The sequence below is a fragment of the Staphylococcus sp. GW821-FHT11H10 genome (assembly GCF_058807855.1).
Window position 1 is genome coordinate 71,468 of sequence record NZ_JBXARC010000008.1, and the last position, 22,016, is coordinate 93,483.

Below are 22,016 nucleotides of genomic sequence, written 5' to 3' on the forward strand. Positions count from 1 at the left end.
CTATTTTGATTGGCTTTCGATTATGTTAATAACATCATTAGCTGTTTCTTCAATTGCTTTATCTGATACATCAATGACTGCACATCCAATTCTGTCTACGATATCTTCGAAGTATTTAATCTCTTCTTTAATACGTATTTCATTAGCGTATCTTGCTGAATCACCTAATCCAAGTTGTTTCAAACGTTGTTTTCTAATACGATTTAATTTTTCTTCACTAATTCTTAAAGCGATGCATTTTGATGAGTCAATGTCAAATAACATGTCCGGTGGCGTTACTTCAGGTACAATTGGAACGTTCATTACTTTATAACTTTTATGGGCTAAATATTGAGATAAAGGAGTTTTAGATGTTCTTGAAACACCAATTAATACTATATCCGCTTTAGGTAATCCTTTAGGGTCTTTTCCATCATCATATTTTACCGCAAATTCAATTGCATCAATTTTCTTAAAATATGCGTCATCTAAACGATGGACTCTACCAGGTTGATTATATGGATTCTCTTCAAAAGCATCTTTCAAATAGCCCATTAATGGTCCCATAATATCAATAGAACGTAACTTATTAGTACCTATCTTACTTTCCATATAAGTTTTCATTTCTGGTTTAACTAGCGTATAAACTATAATTGCATTTCTGTCATTTGCTACTTGAATAACTTCATCAATGTCCTCTTTTGTCTCGATATAGGGATACCTTAAAAATTCATGTTTACATTCCTTTGGATTGAATTGAGAAATACATGCTCTTGCTACTAATTCAGCAGTTTCTCCAATTGAATCAGATGCGATGATTATCTTTATATTCTCCATCGTTCTACCACCTATTCTTTAAATAATGATACAAATAATTTTGCAATTGTTGTTTTTGAAATTCTACCAGTGACTTGATATTTATTATTACCTTTATTTTTCACAATGGGTATTGAGTCGATTTCTTTTTCTATCATTTGATCTGCAGCATATATAATAAGTTCATCTTCTTCTAAATAAGTTAAGTTAGGCATTCTAGACATGTTTACACTGATAGGCATTGTATGAATATCCTCTCCAATCATAGATGCTCGTAACAAATCCTTTCTTGAACAAACGCCTATAAAATCATTATGCTCATTTGTAATGAATAAAGTGCCTGCGTCTTCTAAAAAGATGGTACAAATTGCATCATAAACAGTCATATCTTCTTTTACAATGACTGGTGGAGACATATAGTCTTTAACAACATATTGGCGTAATTTATCGGTCATTAATTTGTTTTTAGATTTTCCTGAATAATAATAACCAACTCGAGGTCTAGCTTCTAAAAAACCGGACATAGTTAAAATTGCTAGGTCAGGTCTTAGAGTAGCACGCGTTAAATCTAATTTTTCGGCAATGTGTTCTCCAGTGATTGGTCCACCGCTTTTGACTATTTCAATGATTTGCTCTTGTCTTTTACTAAGTTCTATAGGTCTTCACCCCTTTTTTATTCACGTCTATTATACCTATTTATTAATGTAGCTACAAATACATATAATTTCTTGCTATTAAATAATCAATCTATTAAACTAATAGTAAGCGAGTTAAGGATGGTGTAAGCTTAACAATTTTAATTTGGCTAATATTAAAACTTTATAAAAGAGAGTGGCTACACTAATTTGGGTGGAACCGCGGGTTATTAAGGTATCAACTATATTAAAACAATATAGTATAATAAATTAACTCGTCCCAAGATAATGATAAATGTAATTAATACATTTATTTATTGTCTTGGGGCGTTTTTATGTATTAAATAAGGAGAGATTATATGGTTAAAGATATGGAAACAATTGTATCATTAGCGAAACACAGAGGATTTGTATTTCCTGGTAGTGATATTTATGGTGGATTATCAAATACATGGGATTATGGCCCATTAGGTGTTGAATTAAAAAATAACGTAAAAAAAGCATGGTGGCAGAAGTTCATAACTCAATCACCATTTAATGTTGGTATTGATGCTGCAATTTTAATGAATCCTAAAACTTGGGAAGCTTCAGGTCACTTAGGTAACTTTAATGATCCTATGATTGACAATAAAGATAGTAAGATTCGTTATCGAGCAGATAAATTAATTGAAGATTACATGCAAAAAGAAAAAGGCGACGAAAACTTTATCGCTGATGGTTTGAGTTTCGATGAAATGAAACGTATTATTGATGATGAAGGTATTGTGTGTCCGGTAAGTGGAACTGCTAATTGGACAGATATTCGTCAATTTAATCTTATGTTTAAAACATTCCAAGGTGTTACAGAAGATTCTACAAATGAAATCTTCTTAAGACCAGAAACAGCACAAGGTATTTTTGTGAATTACAAAAACGTGCAACGTTCTATGCGTAAAAAATTACCATTTGGTATTGGCCAAATTGGTAAGTCATTCCGTAATGAAATTACACCAGGAAACTTCATCTTCAGAACTAGAGAATTCGAACAAATGGAATTGGAATTCTTCTGTAAACCTGGTGAAGAAATTGAATGGCAAAATTATTGGAAAACATTTGCTAGTCAATGGTTAAAAGATTTAAATATCAATGAAGAAAACATGAGATTACGTGACCATGACGAAGAAGAGTTATCTCATTACTCTAATGCTACGACAGATATCGAATATCGCTTCCCATTTGGTTGGGGTGAATTATGGGGTATCGCAAGCCGTACTGACTTTGACTTGAAAAAACATAGTGAACATTCAGGTGAAGACTTTAAATATCACGACCCTGAAACAAACGAAAAGTATGTTCCATACTGTATTGAACCATCTCTTGGTGCTGATCGTGTTACATTAGCATTCTTATGTGATGCATATGAAGAAGAAGGTGTTGAAGGAAGCAAAGATGCTCGTACAGTGATGCATTTCCACCCTGCTCTAGCACCTTATAAAGCGGCTGTTTTACCATTAAGTAAAAAATTATCTGAAGAAGCTATTAAGATTTTCGAACAATTAAGTTCTAAATTTGCAATTGATTTTGACGAGTCTCAATCAATTGGTAAACGTTACCGTAGACAAGATGAAATTGGTACACCATATTGTATTACATTTGATTTTGACTCATTAGAAGATAATCAAGTTACAGTACGTGACCGTGATTCAATGGAACAAGTGCGTATGCCTATTTCAGAGTTAGAAACATTTTTAGCAGAAAAAGTGGCATTCTAATAAAAAATGAATAATTAGTACTAACCCCACCTCAAATTTCTTTGTGGTGGGGTTTTAAGTGTGAGTATTGTTGTATATTAATATTCTATACGTTTAAGTTGGTTAATTAGCTTTTGACCTTTAAAGTACATGCCTGCATATTCTTTATAGATTAATAATATTAATTCAGACATTTCATCTAATATTTCTTGACTAATGTTAAATTGATTCATTTTATCAATGGGTAATTTTTGTAAAACATCTAATAAGTATAACGTTTTGTTAGATATTCGAAAGGCATGTGGGTCTTTATATAATTCTGATTCAAGAATAGTTCCATCATATACAAAACTATACGCAACTAATTTTGATTGATCATAGCTATTTGAAATAGCTGAGTGATTAAAAAATGCTGTAAACCCAAAACGATTCATACATTTTAAAAGAACTATAATTGACATTAATTGAGCTGAATCACCATTTGAGATCTTTTCAAGTACGAAGTGTAAAAGTTTGTAATGGAATGGTGAAATGTCATCATTATCCATAGAACGTTCAATTGCCTCTGTACATAACGTAGCATAACTACTATTAAATATATCTAAACGTAAATCATAATATTGATTGATAACATCAACTGAACTTAATGTACCCATACCTTTCCATTTATTATAAATAAATAAGCCATACACAAATAGTTGCGTATGGGCTTGTAAACCTGTTTTTGATTTTTTAGCTCGTCTAACCATTAATGGTATTTTTGCACCATGCTCGTTTAATATTGTAATAATTTTATCAGATTCTCCATAATCTACGGACTTTATGATGATACCTTTTTGCTTTTCGAGCATAGTTTCACGACCTTTCTAAAATCAAATATGTTTAATCTTGATCTTCAATATATCCCATTTGACGAATAAAATTAACTTTATTTCTCCAATCTTTTTGAACTTTTACCCAAAGTTCTAAATAAACTTTTGAGCCTAGTAACATTTCAATATCATGTCTTGCTCTTTTACCGACTTCTTTTAGTTTTTTGCCGCCTTTACCGATAACAATACCTTTTTGTGAGTCTCTCTCAACATAAATAGTAGCTTCAACTCTAACACGCTCGTCATTTTCTTTAATCATTCTATCTACATTTACGCCTATTGCATGCGGGATTTCTTCACTAGTTAAATGTAAAATTTTCTCACGTATGATTTCACTGACTACAAACTGTTCAGGGTGATCTGAGATTTGATCATCCGGATAGTATTTTGGACCTTCAGGTAAATATGTTTTTAGCACATCTATAAAATGGTCGACATTTAGTCCTTCTAATGCAGATATTGGTACAATTTCAGTAAAATTCATGTATTTTTGATATTGTTCTATTCTTGGCATTAAAGCATCAGGATGAACTAAATCGATTTTATTTAATACTAAGAAAACGGGTGTCTTAACATTCTTTAGCATTTCCATGATATATTCATCGCCACGACCAATTTCTTCATTGACGTTAACCATGAACATGATTGCATCAATTTCAGATAGAGTATTTTTTGCAACACGCATCATATAATCACCTAATTTGTGTTTAGGCTTATGAATACCTGGTGTGTCTAAAAATATGATTTGCGCATCATTTCTAGTCATTACACCTTGAATTTTATTTCGAGTTGTTTGAGCCTTGTCGGACATAATTGCAATTTTATGGCCAATAACTCTATTCATAAATGTAGATTTTCCTACATTCGGTCTTCCTATTATTGATACAAATCCTGACTTATGTTCTGTCATTTATTCTAAATCCTTTCCTGAAAAGCCATGTGGTAATAAATCACCCACAGTTGACTCAAGTAATTCCCCTTTATGGTTTGTCATATATACCGGCATATCATCATCGCATAATTCTTTAAGTACCTGTCTACAAGTTCCGCAAGGAGAAGAAGGTTTTTCAGAATCAACAGTTACTGTTATTGATTCAAAATCTCCAGGTCGATAACCTTCAGAAATTGCGGCCACTAAACTAGAACGTTCAGCACAAATGGTAGCAGGGTAAGCTGCATTTTCAACATTAGCGCCATAGAACGTACGGCCGTCTTTGGTCTTTAAATAAGCACCTACTTTAAAGTTGCTATATGGTACATACGCACGGCTCTGAGCCTCTCTAGCTTCTTGAAAATAATGTGATTGATAAGTCATTTAAACATCCCCTTTATAGTTAGAAAATATGAGGTAAAAATACAACTAATCCAGTTATTAAAGCAAATATTGATACCAACATAACACTAAATGCGGCAATATCTTTAGCTTGTTTAGCAAGTTCATGATAATCCATTGTAACTAAATCAACTACACATTCAATTGCAGTATTAACTGCTTCTAAGGTTAATACTAAAAAGATGGCTAATAATATAAATAACCATTCTATAGCACTCAATTGATAAATATAACCTAAAATAATTGTTATAAAAGCAATAATGATATGTAGTAAATAATTATGATCTTTTAGAAGAAGCGTTTTTAACCCATCATACGTATGTTTAAAACGTTTAATATGTTTAATCTCTAGTCAATCCATATGCGTTTAGTATAGTGTCTTGACGGCTAAACATTACTTTCTCATCTTCTTCATTCATATGATCATAACCTAATAAATGTAAAAATCCATGAAGCGCTAAAAATCCAAGTTCTCTTTCAAATGAATGCCCAAATGAGTCAGCTTGCTCTTCAGCTACATTAGTGCAGATAATAATATCACCAAGAACTCTAGGCATATCTAGTCCAACAATTTCTGGTTCGTCTTCTTCAAGAGCGAATGAAATAACATCTGTTACTTTATCTTTATCGCGATAAGTTTTATTTATTTCTTGAATTTCATTTTTATCTACGAATGTGACTGAAAGTTCAGCATCCTCGTTAATTTGCTCTTGTTCTTTAGCAAAATTTAGTAAATCTTCAATCTGATGATACCAAGATTCATTTACCAGGTCTGTATGATCATTAAAATCAATTGTAAACATTTAAATGTCTCCTTCATAGCGATCAATTATTTTACTTACTAATGGGTGTCTTACAACATCACTTTGATCTAATTGCATAATATTAATTCCTTTGACACCATGTAATTTTTTGACAGCTTCTTTTAATCCACTTTTAACACCTTTTGGTAAATCGATTTGAGTTTGATCTCCTGTTACTACCATTTTAGAACTAAACCCAAGTCGTGTTAAGAACATTTTCATTTGAGCATGCGTTGTATTTTGAGCTTCATCTAAAATTACAAACGCATCATCAAGTGTACGACCACGCATATAGGCTAAAGGCGCAATTTCAATAGTACCTCTCTCTATAAATCGGGCAGTTTGTTCTCTTCCTAATACAGTGTTTAATCCGTCATAAAGAGGTCTTAAATAAGGGTCTACTTTTTCTTTTAAATCACCGGGTAAAAATCCAAGAGACTCTCCTGCTTCTACAGCTGGTCTTGTTAATACAATACGTTTTACTGAGCCCTTTCTTAGTTGTTTAGCTGCATATACCACTGCTAAAAAAGTTTTACCAGTACCTGCAGGCCCAATGCCAAAGACTAAGTCATTATTCTTCATTGCATTAACATATAGTCTTTGTCCCATAGTTTTTGCTCTAATAGTTTTTCCGTAAGCATCTTTTGTAATTTCTTCGTCATATAAATCAATAAGGTGATGTATTGTATCATTTTTAGCCATTTTTATTGCAGCTTCTACATCTTTTAATGTAATTGTGTTACCCATTTCAATTACTTTTAATAAATTTTTAAGAACTAATTCTGACTTTTCTACAGGCTCTATTTTTTGGCCTTTGACTGCTATTTCTTGGCCACGAGCATGTATTTCGACATCAAATGCCTCCTCAATCGCATTAATATGTTCATCATTATTACCAATTAATGCTTGAGAATGGTTAATATCGTCTATTTGAATTATTCCTGGCATACAAGCGCTCCTTTTCACTTAAACAATGTAAAATCTTTTGATTATATCAGTTTCACTTAAGATTCAAAAATTAAACATGATTTGTTAATCTTCAAAAAAATAAAACTTAATTGAGTTTAGTAAATTTACTTTCATTTAAATTTTACTAAAGTCTGTTAAAGTATACAAATTTAATTGGCTTTATGTGCTGATTTATTAAATTGTAATATGAGCCTTTTCTTTTTAATTAAATAAAACAACCCGAAAATCATTTAAAAATGAAATTCGGGTTAAATATAATCTTTAATTATAAAATAATAACATTTCTTCAAATTATAATTGTTTAGGTTTATTGAGAATTTCTTGCCATAGAATACCATTTACAACAGGATCATTATCAAACTGAAAACTTTGATGTGTCATATCTTGTTCTATTGCTTTACTATTTAACAATTGTTTTAATCTATAGCGTTTGGTACGTTCAGATAGATTTTTATCATTGATAATAGCTCTTGCATTATTTTCAATTCTAGAAAGTTGTTTTTCTTTTTCACGGTCGATTTCTGTACGTACGTTATATAAATCGTCTACAAGTTGTTTTTCTAATTCTTTTTGAAGTTTATTCGAGTCTCTATTGCTCTCGCGTGAATTGGCAGATTGACGTGTTTCTCTTTCAACTCTGCCACGTTGTCTTGCAGAACGCTCTAATTCCTCTGGTACGCTCTCTTTTTCGATTTCTTTTTCAAGTTTTTGATCCTGATAAACACGTTTAGTGTTAGTTTGTTTATCTTTCTTTTGTTGGTTAGTTGTTTTATCTTCGTTTGTAAATTCCTTTTCTAACTCACTAAATGCTTCTTCAATTTGCTCAAAAAACCCTTTTTCATGAGTTTCTTTTTTGTCAGAAGTTGACTTTTTTGGATGAGGGGGTCTTTGATTTTTTCTATGTTCATGACTTTTATCCCTCATCGCACTAATACCTGTAACAATTATGGATATTATAAAAATTATAATACCAATATTCATCTAATCACCCCTTAAATTTTACTTTGGTGATTCATCTTCATTTTGTTCAGTACGTTTGTTTATCGCATTTCTCATGCCAGTGTCAGCCTCTACGTTTTTTAAATTGTAGTAATCTTTGACACCCAAATTGCCTTCACGTAATGCTTCTGCCATCGCAAGTGGAACTTCAGATTCTGCTTCAACCACTTTAGCACGCATTTCTTGAACACGCGCTTTCATTTCTTGTTCAGAAGCTACGGCCATAGCACGACGTTCTTCAGCTTTAGCTTGTGCAATATTCTTATCTGCAAGTGCTTGTTCTGTTTGTAAGTCAGCACCGATATTTTTGCCAATATCTACGTCAGCGATATCAATAGATAAAATTTCGAAGGCTGTACCTGAATCAAGACCTTTACTTAAGACAGTCTTAGAAATGTTATCAGGGTTCTCAAGTACTTGTGTATGATGCTCACTTGAACCAATAGTAGAAACAATACCTTCACCTACACGAGCAATGATTGTTTCTTCTCCGGAACCACCAACTAAACGAGAGATGTTTGCACGTACAGTAATTCTAGCTTTCGCTTTTACTTCTATACCGTTCATTGCAACACCAGTAATAAACGGTGTCTCAATTACTTTAGGGTTTACAGACATTTGAACTGCTTCAAGAACGTCACGTCCAGCTAAGTCAATAGCTGCACCACGTTCGAATGGTAAGTTAATATCTGCACGTTGAGCAGCAATATTAGCGTCGACTACTCTATCTACATTACCACCTGCTAAGTAATGTGATTCTAATTGATTTGTTGTAAGGTTCAAACCTGCTTTATGTGCTTTAATTAATGGACCAATTACCTTACGCGGTGATACTCGACGTAATCTCATACCTACTAATGTTCCAATACCTACTTTAACTCCAGCAGCAATTGCTGATATCCAAAGTCCTACTGGGACAAATGAGAATAACACTAGTAAAGCAATAACAATGATAACTGCTATAACTATAATGCCTAATCCAAACATTTAACCACTCCTCTATGTATTTTCAATTTCTCTAACAACAACTCTAGATCCTTCTACCTCAAGAATTTTAACTTCCTTATTTCTTAAAATAAAAGCGCCATCTGATACGGCATCTATTCTTTCATTATCAAGCGTTATAATTCCTGCAGGTCTTAAATCTGTCACAGTACGAGCTGTTTGACCAACTAAATGAGAACGATCATCGTGAGATCTATATCCTGCTTCTGAATTAGTAGAATCTTTTAACACAACTTTATCTAAAAATGGAATTTTCCTTTTAAACCATTTCACTAATATCACCCATTCAATAATTGCCAATATTGATGCAATCACAACATTTAATAGCATTAAAAGAATGTTATCTCCTAACATAATGATGCTAAGTATAATCAATGATATGCCAATAATACCTATGATTGCGCCAATGACAAATAATTCGATAATAACGAGTATTGCTCCAACGAAGAATAGCAATACAGAAATAAGATTAACATCACCGTTAATTAAAAAGCCGAGGAAGAGAATTAAAAGTGCAAGCATTGCGATAATTCCTGCAAAATTAATACGCTTCGAATACAATTGATATAAAAAGCCTAAAAAAATGATACACGTTAATATAAGTGATATTAATGGACTCGTTACAATCTGAGATAGATTATTGAATAAATTATTAGTAGTTAAAATGGAATTGATAACTGTATGTATTGCATTGAAATAGTTCACAATTTCACCTCGCTCTCAATTTCGATTATACATGAATACACTTAGTTATAATAGTGATAGTAGAATCTTTAACATAAAAAAGCTCTCGACTAGTTTAACTAATCGAGAGCATATATATAATTAATATTCTTGTTGAGGGAGTCAACAGAGTTATTAATTATTTGAATTTACGTTTACGTGCAGCTTCTGATTTCTTTTTACGTTTAACACTTGGTTTTTCGTAAAATTCACGTTTACGTACTTCTTGGATAGTACCACTTTTAGATACTGAACGTTTAAATCTACGTAATGCATCTTCAAGTGATTCATTTTTACGTACTACTGTTTTAGACATCTGTATTTCCCTCCCTCCAAATATCAACGGAACTTTAAAGTCATTGCATAGTAAGATACAACTATGCTTTACTTAGTATAATATATGAATTTATTATGGTCAATTCCAAATTATTATAAATTTTAAAAATTATAATAATACGCCTTCTTCAGATTTGTTCGTTGCGTGTTCCACAATTCTCACGACTTTACCTTTATTAATAGGATAATCAGCTTTAGCGATTTTTACTTTTACAATTTGACCGATTAAAGAGTCATTGCCTTCAAATTGTACTTTCATATAGTTGTCAGCATATCCCACCAATGTTCCTTCTATCTCACCAGCTTCTTCAGGAATAACTTCTAAAACTTCATCTTCAAATTTAGAGGCATATTCTTTAGCTAATTGATCACTTAACGTGATTAATTTATGCACACGTTCATTTTTGATAGTTTCATCAATTTGATCATCCATACGAGCAGCAGGTGTACCAATTCTAGCTGAATAAGGGAAGACATGTAATTCAGAGAATTTGTGTTTAACAATAAAATCATAAGTTTCTTGGAATTCTTCTTCCGTTTCACCTGGAAATCCAACTATAACATCGCTTGTAACAGCTAAATTTGGTAGCGCATCATGTAATTTCGTGATTCTTTCTGAAAAATGTTCCATAGTATATTTACGTCTCATTCGTTTTAAAACAGTATCTGAACCTGATTGTAATGGAACATGTAAATGTCTAACAACTTTATTTGAACGTTTTAGAACATCTATGACCTCATCAGTTAATTGACTGGCTTCAATAGAAGAAATTCTAATTCGTTCAAGTCCATCAATTTCTTCTAAATCACGGAGTAACTGTGCCAAATTATAATCTTTTAAATCTTGACCATAGCCACCGGTATGAATACCTGTTAAAACAATTTCTTTATAACCAGCGTTAACTAATTGAGTAGCTTGTTCAACCACTTTTTCTGGATTACGTGAACGCATTAGTCCACGCGCCCATGGTATGATACAAAATGTACAGAAATTATTACACCCTTCTTGGATCTTTAGTGAAGCTCTTGTTCTATCAGTAAAATATGGTACATCTAATTCTTCATACGTACGATTTTTCATGATATTTCCAACACCATTGATTGGTTGACGTTCTTCTCTGAACTGTTGGATATAGTCTAATAGTTTATGTCTATCCTGTGTACCCACCACTACATCTACGCCAGGAATTTCCATGATTTCTGCAGAAGATGTCTGAGCATAACACCCTGTCACACATACCACTGCGTCTGGATTTTGTCGAATTGCTCTTCTAATTATTTGTCTACTTTTTTTATCTCCAGTATTTGTTACTGTACAAGTGTTGATTACGAAGACGTCTGCATTAGTTTCAAAATCAACTCTGTCATAATTAGCGTCTTTAAATAATTGCCAAATTGCTTCAGTTTCATAATGGTTTACTTTGCAACCCAATGTGTGAAACGCAACTGTTGACATAATATTCACCCCATTAATTCATTTTCATAACTGATAGCACTTAAAGCGTAAAGTGGCGCCGTTTCTGCCCGTAAAATTCGAGGTCCTAAACCAACATTGAAACTCGTTTCATTTAATAAAGTGATTTCTTTTTCTGAAAAGCCGCCTTCAGGACCAAATATTAATAAAATACGATCGTTAGTTTTAAACTTTTTCAAGGTTTCTTTAAAAAGACTAACTTCACCACGTTTTGCTTCATCTTCGTATGCTAACAAGATATAGTCATAATGATTAATAGTATCATAAATCTCATTTAAATTCGACTTAAAAATTATATTAGGAATAATTAAGCGATAACTTTGTTCAGCAGCCTCTTTAATAATCTTTTGCCAGCGTTCTAATTTTTTTTGAACTTTATTTGGGGTAAGTTTTACTACAGATCTGTCCATTTCTACAACTATAAAACTATCAGCACCTAATTCAGTAGCTTTTTGAATTAGCCATTCATATTTATCGGCTTTAATTAATCCACTACATATAGTAACTTGTACTGGTAACTCTGAATTGATATCAATCTGCTCTATTAGTTTAATTTCAATTGATTCATTTTCAATAGTAATAATTTCCGATTTAAAAACTATTTTATCTTTAAATGTTATAATAATCTGATTACCAATTGTATTTCTCATCACATTAGTAATATGATGTATATCTTCTTTATTTGTTATAAAAAAACGCTGACTTTCATCAGCGTTTTGATCGATAAAGTATCTTTGCAAATTATTCACTCACTTTCTGACCTACAATACATACCCAACCATTGTCATGATTTACTGATTTAATATCAAATCCAACATTTTGCATTTTATTTAATATTTGTTTATGTTTTTCCTCTATAATGCCTGATGTTATAAAATAACCATCTTTATTTAGAGTATTATAAGCATCTTCAATCATATCTTCAATAATATGAGCTAAAATATTTGCAATAACAATATCAAATTTTTCAGTTTCATTCTTTAATAAGTTTCCTGGTACAGCTTCAATTGCATCTTCACAATGATTTTTAGCAAAGTTTTCTTTAGCAACGTTAACAGCCAATTCATCAATATCCAAAGCTTTAATTCTTTTAACTCCAAGTAAATGACTGGCAATACTTAATATACCAGAACCTGTTCCAACATCAATGACGGAATTGTCAGGATCAACATAGGTCTCAATTGCTTTTAGACACATGCTTGTTGTTGGATGATCTCCAGTTCCAAATGCCATACCTGGGTCTAATTCAATACACATTTCAGAATCATCTTCTTTAGTGTATTGTTCCCAACTTGGCACAATTGTGAATTTTTCTGAGGCTCTAAAGGGATGAAAATAATTTTTCCACTCGTTCTCCCAATCTACTTCAGCTATAGTTTGCTCAGAAAAATTTAAAACAGTTGAATCAATATTTTCAAGGTTAGTAACAGCTGTCTTAATTTTATTTCTTAGAGAATCATCAAACTTTAATTCGTTGAAATAAGCTTTTAATCGGACACCTTTTTCAGGATAATCTTCTTGTTTCAGTTCATAAATTTCACCGAATTTATCGGCAGGTTGATTAATTAAATCATTAGAATCTTCAATTACAACACCATTTGATCCATAATTTTCTAATATATCAGTTACTAAAGGTTCAACTTCATGGTTTACAACAATCGAAAGTTCTGTCCAGTTCATTCGGTTATTCTCCTTTAAAGAATTTGCGTGCTCTGTCTTTAAAATTAGATGGTTGTTCTTCAATCGATTCACCATTTAATTCAGCAAACTCTCTCATTATTTCTTTTTGTCTATCTGTTAGTTTTGTAGGTGTAACTACTTTAATATTAACAAATAAATCACCATGACCATATCCATGAACATTTTTGACACCTTTATCTTTTAATCGGAACTGTTTACCAGTTTGAGTGCCAGAAGGAATTGTCAACATAACATTACCATTGAGTGTTGGAACTTTTATTTCATCCCCAAGAGAAGCCTGAGGGAAACTAACATCTAAATTGTAATAAAGATCGTCTCCGTCACGTTCAAATTTATCAGATGGTTTGACCCTAAATACGACATACAAGTCGCCATGTGGTCCGCCGTTTTCTCCTGGTGTTCCTTCGCCAGCAAGTCTAATTTGTTGGTCATTATCTACACCTTCAGGTACAGTTACTTCTAATTTAACTGTTTTATTTTCTGTACCTTTACCATGACAAGTTGGGCATGGTTCTTCGAATTCTTGACCTGTTCCATCACATTTTGGACATGTTTGTTGCGTTCGTACACGGCCTAAAATTGTATTTTGCTCAACTGACACGTGACCTGCCCCATTACAATAACTACATGTTTTTTTACTAGTACCTGGTTTAGCACCATCGCCATTACAAGTGTGACATGTCACATCTTTACGAATTGAGATTTCTTTTTTAGTCCCAAATACAGCTTCTTCAAATTCTAGTGTCATTGTATATTGTAGATCATCACCTTTTCTTGGTGCATTAGGATCTCTTTGACGTGAGCCACCAAAGAATGTACTGAAGATGTCTTCAAATCCACCTCCACCAAATCCACTAAAGTCTTGGCCACTAAATCCTTGACCACCAAAACCACCTTGAGGTCCGTCGTGACCAAATTGGTCATAATTTGCTTTTTTATTATCATCGCTTAGGACTTCGTAAGCTTCTGAAATCTCTTTAAATTTCTCATCTGCACCCTCTTCTTTATTGATATCAGGGTGATATTTTTTTGATAATTTACGATATGCTTTTTTGATTTCATCTTTAGATGCATCTTTACTTACACCTAGGACTTCATAATAGTCTCTTTTAGCCACAATCATCTCTCCCTTAACTTAATTATTAACTAGGTTTAAAAGAACGAAGTTATAAAAGAAAAAGTCAAAGCCAATGTTCAATTGACTTTGACTTTTTGGCTTACATTCATAATAGTTTGCTAATTAAAGCATACTTTACAAACGGTTAGCAATTATTTTTTATCTTCATCATCATTAACTTCTTTAAATTCAGCATCTTCAACATTGCTATCGTTTTGAGTTTGTTGAGCACCGTCTTGTGCTTGTTGCTGAGCTTGTTGAGCTTGTTGATATACTTTTGCTGATAAATCTTGAATTACTTTTTCAAGTTCTTCTTTTTTCGCTTTAATATCTTCGATGTCTTGTCCTTCAAGCGCAGATTTTAAAGCATCTTTTTTGCTTTCCGCATTAGATTTATCTTCTTCACTAATATTGTCGCCAAGGTCAGTAATTGTTTTTTCAACTTGGAATACTAAGCTATCTGCTTCATTTCTTAAATCTACTTCTTCACGACGTTTTTTATCTGCTTCAGCGTTTTCTTCGGCATCTTTAACCATACGATCGATTTCTTCATCAGAAAGCGCAGAGCTTGATTGAATAGTAATATTTTGTTCTTTATTAGTACCTAAGTCTTTCGCAGTAACATTTACGATACCATTTTTATCAATATCAAATGTTACTTCGATTTGTGGCACACCACGTGGAGCCGGTGGAATGTCAGTTAATTGGAATCTTCCTAAAGTTTTGTTATCAGATGCCATTGGACGTTCACCTTGCAATACGTGAATATCCACTGCTGGTTGATTGTCAGCTGCAGTTGAATAAACTTGAGATTTTGAAGTTGGGATTGTAGTATTGCGTTCGATCAACGTATTCATACGTCCACCCATAATTTCAATACCTAATGATAATGGTGTTACGTCTAATAACACAACATCTTTAACATCACCAGTGATAACGCCACCTTGAATTGCAGCACCCATTGCTACTACTTCATCTGGGTTTACACCTTTATGAGGATCTTTACCAATTTCTTTTTTAACAGCTTCTTGAACTGCTGGGATACGTGTTGAACCACCTACAAGAATAACTTCGTCAATTTCAGAAGTTGATAAACCAGCGTCTTTTAATGCTTGACGAGTTGGTTCCATAGTTCTTCTGATTAATGAATCAGCTAATTCTTCAAATTTAGAACGAGTAAGACTAATTTCTAAGTGTAATGGACCACTTTCACCAGCTGAAATAAATGGTAATGAAATTTGAGTTTGTGAAACGCCAGATAAGTCTTTTTTAGCTTTTTCTGCAGCGTCTTTTAAACGTTGTAACGCCATTTTATCTTGAGATAAATCTACGCCATTTTCTTTTTTGAATTCTGATACTAAGTAGTCAATAATTACTTGGTCAAAGTCATCACCACCAAGTTTGTTGTCACCTGCAGTTGATAGTACTTCGAATACACCGTCACCTAATTCAAGAATTGATACGTCAAAAGTACCGCCACCTAAGTCGAATACTAATACTTTTTGATCTTGATCAGTTTTATCTAAACCGTATGCTAATGCAGCTGCAGTAGGTTCGTTGATAATACGCTCAACTTCTAAACCAGCAATTTTACCAGCATCTTTAGTTGCTTGACGTTCAGCATCATTGAAATATGCAGGAACTGTAATAACAGCTTTATCTACTTTGTCACCTAAATAACTTTCAGCAGTGTTTTTAAGGTTTTGTAATACCATAGCTGAAATTTCTTGAGGTGTATAAGATTTACCTTCAATATCTACTTTATAGTCAGTACCCATATGACGTTTTATTGATTGTACAGTATTTGGGTTAGTGATAGCTTGTCGTTTTGCTACTTCACCGACTTGTGTTTCACCATTTTTGAATGCCACAACTGATGGAGTTGTTCTAGCACCTTCTGGGTTTTGAATTACTTTAGGTTCATCGCCTTCTAAAACAGCTACACATGAATTTGTTGTTCCTAAGTCAATACCGATTACTTTACTCATAATAAAATTCCTCCAATTTTAAAATTTAATATATGGTATTTTTCGTCAATTTATTGATTTACTTTTACCATAGATGGTCTCAATACTCTATCTTTTAACTTATAACCTTTTTGTAGTTCTTGAGTAATATCACCAGATTTGAAATCTGGATTATCATCTTGAACAACAGCCTGGTGGAAGTTAGGGTCAAAAGCTTGACCTTCAGATTCAATTTCTTCTAAACCATTATCTTTAAGTGCTCTTAGTAAACTTTCGTGTACCATTTGAACACCTTTTTGAAGTGATTTAAATGATTCATCATCACCTTCAATTTGTAGTGCGCGTTCAATATTATCAATCGTTGGTAAAATATCCGTTAAAACACGTTGAGATTGATAAGTTTTATTTGTTTCATTTTCTTTCTGAATTCGTCTTTTATAATTTTCGAATTCAGCATATAATCTTAAATATTTTTCTTCATTTTCATTAGCTTTTAATTGTAATTGCTGAATTTCTTCATCTTTAGGATCAACTGCAGTTTCTTCAGAACTTTCTTCGTTCGAACTGTCGTTAGATGAATTATCACTATCAGAAGTAGTATCTTCAACATTTTCAACTGTTGATGTGTCTTCATTCTTTACTTCTTGTTCTTCAGTATATTCAGAATTACTTTTTACTGATTCATCTTTTTCTGTCATTTTTTACCCTCCAATATAATTACAATTAAAATCACCATATTTGGTTAAGTAATTGAATCACATTCTGATAACGCATTGCTGTAGGTCCAATAACCGCAATTTGACCTTTCAATGAATTGTCGAAGTGATATTGACTCGTTACAATCGATATATCACTAAGGCTTTCATCAATCTCTTTTCCAATCTTAACGTTAATATCATTAGTTGAAATTGTCTGTAGTAATTCAGTGATTCTTTCAGATTCTAGATATTGCAAAATTGGTTGAATTGACGAAACATTAGATTCATTTAACGCATCAATTAGTTTAACCTTTCCACCTAAGAAAATGCTATTACTTTGTTTGCTAATATGAGAATTTATCATCTTAACAATGTCATTAATGAATTGATTTTCTTCATTTGAGTTGGCGAAAGAACGAATTTTATCTGATAGTTTAGCGCTTATTTCTATATTATTATTACTAATAAAATTAGAAATGGCGATTAATCTATCGGATGATAACTCAAGTGCAGAATTCAAGTGAAAATGCTCAACATGACCAGAATTATAAATAATTACTAAAATCATGATTGAATCATTTGCCTTAATTAAATGAACATTATTAATCATTTCTTCACTATGTTTTGGACGAACAACTAATGTTGCATAATGAGATTTCATTGATAACTCATTTGCAAAGTAACTTAATGCTGAAGAAATATCATAGTGATTCTCAATTAATAGTTGATTTAAACGTTGTATTTTATTTTTGTTTTGACGAGAGGTTTGTTTTAACAATTGATCGACATAAAGTCTAAACCCTTCTTCGGAAGGTGAACGCCCTGAAGAAGAATGCGTCTTCTCTAAAAAGTTCAAATCTTCAAGTTGCTTCATCTCATTCCTTATTGTTGCAGGACTGACATCTAAATGATGTCTATCAATTAAAGCTTTAGAACCTATAGGTTGTCCTAAATCAACATAATCTTCAACAATTGCATTTAAAATGCTTAATTGTCTTTGTGTAATCATGTTTTCACCTCATTAGCACTCTTTTGTCCTAAGTGCTAATTATAATTTATCAAATTGGTCAAAGTAAGTCAACGTTAAAGCTTTACTTTTTGGATTTTTTATTAATTTAATAAGAAAGCTTCAAATACTTCGTTGCCTATAACCTTTCCTCTTTCAGTAAGTGATATGTTTCCGTCCGTTTCAATCAAAAGTTGTTTTGATTTCAAATCATATATTGTTTCTCCAAATATGTCATCTAATGTTTGACCAAATTTTAACTTGAAACGTTCACGATTGACTCCTTGATTCATTCTCAAGCCTAAAAACATTTCTTCTTCCATCTTTTCGTTCAAGGTTGGACAACTAGAGGTTAAAACAGGTCGTTTTCCATTATTAATAGCATCAATATAGTGGCGAACTGGATTTAAATTTGTATAGCGTTCACCTTCAACATATCCACTTGCACCTGCTCCGAATCCGTAATATTCCTCATTAAACCAATACACTTTATTATGATCGGATTCATGATTAGTTTTAGCAAAGTTGGAAATTTCATATTGTTTAAAGTCGGTTTGATTTAATGTTTTCATTAGGTATTGGTACATTTCAGCGCCTAAGTCTTCATTCGGTAATTTCAATTTCCCTTTACGATACATATTATAAAACTGTGTCTTTGGTTCAAGTATTAAACCGTAACTTGAAATATGGTCAATATCCATATTAATTGCTTGGTTTAAACTATCTGCAAAATCATCTATCGTTTGTTCAGGTAAATGGTACATTAAATCAAGACTTATTGAATTAATACCAGCTTTCCTAGCATTATTTACTGCATTATAGATATCTTGAGTGTTATGCGTTCGTCCTAATATTTTTAATAACTCAGGTTTAAACGTTTGCACACCCATTGAAATTCGATTAACACCATACTGTTTAAGTAACTTAACTTTATTTAAAGTAAGTTCATCTGGATTTGCTTCAAAACTAAATTCGCCATTTATCGAGAATTTTGAATTTATCGCTTGTAATAAACGTTCTAATTGCATTTCACTTAGTGCAGTGGGTGTGCCTCCTCCAACGTACATTGTCTCTAGTTGTTTTGTTTTACTAAATGACATTTCTTTTATTAAGGCAGCAATGTATTCATCTACTGGCTGTTTATCAATAAAATATTTATTGAAATCACAATAAGTACAAATTCTCACACAAAAAGGTATGTGTATGTACGCACTTTTAACTTCCAATGTTACACCCCTTTTTATAACTTAAAAAAGAGATTGAGACTTTGTAATATAAGTTAGTAGCTTCTTTATCAATAATATTCATTATTGTTATGATATCTACCAATTTATATTCGTCTCGACCTCTTTTATGTTCTATTCATCATCCATTTTTAGTACAGCTAGGAAAGCATCTTGAGGAATTTCAACACTACCAACGGCTTTCATTTTAGCCTTACCTGCTTTTTGTTTTTCAAGTAACTTACGTTTACGGCTAATATCCCCACCATAACATTTAGATAATACATTTTTACCCATTGATTTGATGTTTGTTCTTGCAACAATTTTTTGGCCAATAGCTGCTTGTACAGGTACTTCAAATTGTTGACGTGGTATAAGCGTTTTTAATTTTTCAACTAATGCTTTTCCACGTTCGTATGCAAAGTCTTTATGGACAATAAAGCTTAAAGCATCAACTTTATCCCCATTAAGTAGGATGTCCATTTTCACTAAGTTACTTTCTTTATTTTCAATAAATTCATAATCAAATGAAGCGTAACCTTTAGTGTTGGATTTAAGTTGATCAAAGAAATCAAAAACAACTTCAGAAAGTGGTATCTCGTATACGATATTAACTCTAATATCATCTAAATAATCCATATTAATAAATTGTCCACGTTTACGTTGGCATAACTCCATAACTGCTCCAACGTAATCATTTGGAACCATCATTGTAGCTTTCACATATGGTTCATAAATTGAGTCAATCTTATCTCTTTCTGGCATTTGAGCCGGATTATCTACTGTAACCTCTGATCCATCCTTCATAATACATTGATAAATTACTGATGGCGCGGTAGCAATCAATTCAATACCAAATTCTCTTTCAATTCTTTCTTGAATGATTTCCATGTGAAGCATTCCTAAGAAACCTGTTCTAAAACCAAAACCAAGAGCCTGAGAAGATTCTGGTTCAAATTCTAATGAAGCGTCATTTAATTGTAATTTTTCAAGCGCTTCTCTTAAATCATTATAGTCTTTATTTTCAATTGGGAACAAACCACAATATACCATTGGGTTCATTTTTTTATAACCTTTTAATGGTGCTTCAGCTGGTCTATTAGCATGAGTAATTGTATCACCCACACGTGAGTCATCAACATTTTTGATGCTTGCAATAATATACCCTACATCACCTACAGTTAGTTCTTCTATAGGTAGTTGTTTAGGAGTATTAATGCCTACTTCACTAACTTCAAATTCTTTACCTGTAGCCATCATTTTAATTTTATCACCAGCTTTAACAACGCCTTCCATCACACGTATTGATGAAATAACACCTCTATAAGGGTCGTATTCTGAATCAAAAATTAATGCTTTCAATGGTTCACTAGGGTCACCTTCAGGTGGTGGGACAACTTCTACAATTTTCTCTAAAATATCTTCAATACCAATATTTGACTTTGCACTTGCCAGTACTACATCGTCTTGATTTAAACCAATTACATCTTCTAATTCTTGTTTTACTCTTTCAGGTTCAGCTGCAGGTAAATCAATTTTATTTACAACAGGTAATAATTCTAGATCATTATCAAGTGCTAAGTATACGTTTGCTAATGTTTGTGCTTCAATACCTTGTGCTGCATCCACCACTAATATTGCACCCTCACATGCTGCTAAAGATCGTGAAACCTCGTATGAAAAGTCTACATGCCCTGGTGTATCAATTAAATGAAATGTATATGTTTGACCATCATTTGCTTCATATTTTAATCGCACGGCATTTAATTTAATTGTGATGCCACGTTCTCTTTCAAGATCCATTGAATCTAATAATTGATCTTGCATTTCTCTTGTTTCTACAGATTTAGTATTTTCTAAAATTCTATCTGCTAATGTTGATTTACCATGATCAATATGAGCAATAATAGAAAAATTTCGTATATTTTCTCTTCTGTTATAGCGTTCTTGCATATCCATAGCCTATCATTCTCGCTTTCATAAAATTAGCCCGTATATGTATACATCTTTGATATAATAACGTTTTTAATGCTTAATTGCAAACTTAATTGTGCTATTAAAAATTTGAGCATAAGCTTAATAATTCATTACTTACATTACTTTTTCATTTAGATTACATACTAATTATAAAGTGTTAAAGAGTGCATTCCAACACTAATTATGATTTAATTCAGATTTTAATTACACTATACTTAATTAATGATTGCACAAATATGTATGTTTTGATAAAATATTTCTTGTTGTAATCAAAATAAAATTTGATATGCTTAAGATCACTTTTAGGAGGTGACAGTAATGCCAAATATTAAATCTGCTATTAAACGTGTTAGAACAACTGAAAACGCTGAAGCTCGTAATATTTCACAAAAAAACGCTATGCGTACTGCTGTGAAAAATGCTAAAACAGCAATCAACAATAATGCTGATAACAAAGCTGAATTAGTTAACTTCGCTATCAAATCAGTTGATAAAGCTTCACAAAGTAACTTAATTCATTCAAATAAAGCTGATCGCATTAAATCACAATTAATGTCTTCAAGTAAATAATTTGTTAAGAGTCCGGGACATAAAGTTCTTGGATAAGTGAAAAAAAGACAATTTCTATTGAAATAATATAGAAATTGTCTTTT

General features: G+C 32.2%; 23 protein-coding genes. 2 read left to right on the plus strand and 21 right to left on the minus strand.

Going from position 1 to position 22,016, the window contains the following annotated elements; translation table 11 throughout:
• Window positions 1-816 (minus strand): pyruvate, water dikinase regulatory protein, encoded by an 816-nt coding sequence (locus AC1RRU_RS06230; protein ID WP_011275649.1) that lies wholly within the window; start codon window positions 814-816, stop codon window positions 1-3.
• A gap of 11 nt (window positions 817-827) precedes the next feature.
• The gene (ccpN, locus tag AC1RRU_RS06235) at window positions 828-1,451 is read right to left on the minus strand and encodes a transcriptional regulator CcpN (protein WP_075140644.1); all 624 of its coding nucleotides are present in this window, start codon (window positions 1,449-1,451) and stop codon (window positions 828-830) included.
• Between the two features lie 338 nt (window positions 1,452-1,789).
• Between ccpN and AC1RRU_RS06240 the strand changes: the two genes are divergently transcribed.
• Complete coding sequence (locus tag AC1RRU_RS06240; protein ID WP_011275647.1) at window positions 1,790-3,181, plus strand: glycine--tRNA ligase; 1,392 nt, start codon at window positions 1,790-1,792, stop codon at window positions 3,179-3,181.
• A 77-nt stretch (window positions 3,182-3,258) separates the two neighbouring features.
• Here AC1RRU_RS06240 and recO read toward each other — a convergent pair whose 3' ends face one another.
• The 19 genes from recO to lepA form a co-directional block, all read right to left on the minus strand.
• Window positions 3,259-4,011: a DNA repair protein RecO gene (gene recO, locus AC1RRU_RS06245; RefSeq protein WP_011275646.1), complete on the minus strand. Its 753-nt coding sequence runs from the start codon at window positions 4,009-4,011 to the stop codon at window positions 3,259-3,261.
• Between the two features lie 31 nt (window positions 4,012-4,042).
• On the minus strand, window positions 4,043-4,942 hold the full coding sequence (gene era / locus AC1RRU_RS06250) for a GTPase Era (RefSeq protein ID WP_011275645.1): 900 nt from the start codon (window positions 4,940-4,942) through the stop codon (window positions 4,043-4,045).
• Window positions 4,943-5,347, minus strand: coding sequence for a cytidine deaminase (gene cdd / locus AC1RRU_RS06255; RefSeq protein WP_011275644.1), 405 nt, complete (start codon window positions 5,345-5,347; stop codon window positions 4,943-4,945).
• Between the two features lie 19 nt (window positions 5,348-5,366).
• Window positions 5,367-5,702 (minus strand): diacylglycerol kinase family protein, encoded by a 336-nt coding sequence (locus tag AC1RRU_RS06260; protein WP_029376660.1) that lies wholly within the window; start codon window positions 5,700-5,702, stop codon window positions 5,367-5,369.
• A gap of 4 nt (window positions 5,703-5,706) precedes the next feature.
• Window positions 5,707-6,168 carry an rRNA maturation RNase YbeY gene (ybeY, locus tag AC1RRU_RS06265; RefSeq protein ID WP_011275642.1) on the minus strand — a complete coding sequence of 154 codons (462 nt, stop codon included), beginning with the start codon at window positions 6,166-6,168 and terminating at the stop codon, window positions 5,707-5,709.
• Window positions 6,169-7,116 carry a PhoH family protein gene (locus tag AC1RRU_RS06270; RefSeq protein ID WP_011275641.1) on the minus strand — a complete coding sequence of 316 codons (948 nt, stop codon included), beginning with the start codon at window positions 7,114-7,116 and terminating at the stop codon, window positions 6,169-6,171.
• A gap of 312 nt (window positions 7,117-7,428) precedes the next feature.
• Complete coding sequence (locus AC1RRU_RS06275) at window positions 7,429-8,118, minus strand: hypothetical protein (protein ID WP_016931117.1); 690 nt, start codon at window positions 8,116-8,118, stop codon at window positions 7,429-7,431.
• A gap of 18 nt (window positions 8,119-8,136) precedes the next feature.
• Window positions 8,137-9,123 carry a flotillin-like protein FloA gene (floA, locus tag AC1RRU_RS06280; RefSeq protein WP_011275639.1) on the minus strand — a complete coding sequence of 329 codons (987 nt, stop codon included), beginning with the start codon at window positions 9,121-9,123 and terminating at the stop codon, window positions 8,137-8,139.
• A gap of 12 nt (window positions 9,124-9,135) precedes the next feature.
• Window positions 9,136-9,846, minus strand: a complete 711-nt coding sequence (locus AC1RRU_RS06285) for an NfeD family protein (RefSeq protein WP_011275638.1) — start codon at window positions 9,844-9,846, stop codon at window positions 9,136-9,138.
• 157 nt (window positions 9,847-10,003) lie between these two features.
• Window positions 10,004-10,180 carry a 30S ribosomal protein S21 gene (gene rpsU, locus AC1RRU_RS06290; protein WP_000048060.1) on the minus strand — a complete coding sequence of 59 codons (177 nt, stop codon included), beginning with the start codon at window positions 10,178-10,180 and terminating at the stop codon, window positions 10,004-10,006.
• A gap of 129 nt (window positions 10,181-10,309) precedes the next feature.
• On the minus strand, window positions 10,310-11,656 hold the full coding sequence (mtaB, locus tag AC1RRU_RS06295) for a tRNA (N(6)-L-threonylcarbamoyladenosine(37)-C(2))-methylthiotransferase MtaB (protein ID WP_033080110.1): 1,347 nt from the start codon (window positions 11,654-11,656) through the stop codon (window positions 10,310-10,312).
• A 5-nt stretch (window positions 11,657-11,661) separates the two neighbouring features.
• Window positions 11,662-12,414 carry a 16S rRNA (uracil(1498)-N(3))-methyltransferase gene (locus AC1RRU_RS06300; protein WP_011275636.1) on the minus strand — a complete coding sequence of 251 codons (753 nt, stop codon included), beginning with the start codon at window positions 12,412-12,414 and terminating at the stop codon, window positions 11,662-11,664.
• Between the two features lies 1 nt (window position 12,415).
• Window positions 12,416-13,354, minus strand: a complete 939-nt coding sequence (gene prmA / locus AC1RRU_RS06305; RefSeq protein ID WP_046464803.1) for a 50S ribosomal protein L11 methyltransferase — start codon at window positions 13,352-13,354, stop codon at window positions 12,416-12,418.
• 4 nt (window positions 13,355-13,358) lie between these two features.
• Window positions 13,359-14,492, minus strand: coding sequence for a molecular chaperone DnaJ (dnaJ, locus tag AC1RRU_RS06310; RefSeq protein WP_046464802.1), 1,134 nt, complete (start codon window positions 14,490-14,492; stop codon window positions 13,359-13,361).
• A gap of 152 nt (window positions 14,493-14,644) precedes the next feature.
• On the minus strand, window positions 14,645-16,480 hold the full coding sequence (gene dnaK, locus AC1RRU_RS06315; RefSeq protein WP_011275633.1) for a molecular chaperone DnaK: 1,836 nt from the start codon (window positions 16,478-16,480) through the stop codon (window positions 14,645-14,647).
• A 50-nt stretch (window positions 16,481-16,530) separates the two neighbouring features.
• Window positions 16,531-17,157 (minus strand): nucleotide exchange factor GrpE, encoded by a 627-nt coding sequence (gene grpE, locus AC1RRU_RS06320; RefSeq protein ID WP_011275632.1) that lies wholly within the window; start codon window positions 17,155-17,157, stop codon window positions 16,531-16,533.
• 31 nt (window positions 17,158-17,188) lie between these two features.
• Entirely contained in the window at window positions 17,189-18,166 is a 978-nt protein-coding gene (gene hrcA, locus AC1RRU_RS06325; protein WP_011275631.1) for a heat-inducible transcriptional repressor HrcA, read from the minus strand.
• A 101-nt stretch (window positions 18,167-18,267) separates the two neighbouring features.
• Window positions 18,268-19,389, minus strand: a complete 1,122-nt coding sequence (hemW, locus tag AC1RRU_RS06330; RefSeq protein ID WP_011275630.1) for a radical SAM family heme chaperone HemW — start codon at window positions 19,387-19,389, stop codon at window positions 18,268-18,270.
• A gap of 132 nt (window positions 19,390-19,521) precedes the next feature.
• Entirely contained in the window at window positions 19,522-21,345 is a 1,824-nt protein-coding gene (gene lepA, locus AC1RRU_RS06335; RefSeq protein WP_011275629.1) for a translation elongation factor 4, read from the minus strand.
• A 336-nt stretch (window positions 21,346-21,681) separates the two neighbouring features.
• Here lepA and rpsT point away from each other — a divergent pair, with 336 nt between their 5' ends.
• Window positions 21,682-21,933 carry a 30S ribosomal protein S20 gene (gene rpsT, locus AC1RRU_RS06340; protein WP_011275628.1) on the plus strand — a complete coding sequence of 84 codons (252 nt, stop codon included), beginning with the start codon at window positions 21,682-21,684 and terminating at the stop codon, window positions 21,931-21,933.
• The last annotated feature ends 83 nt before the right edge of the window (window positions 21,934-22,016 follow it).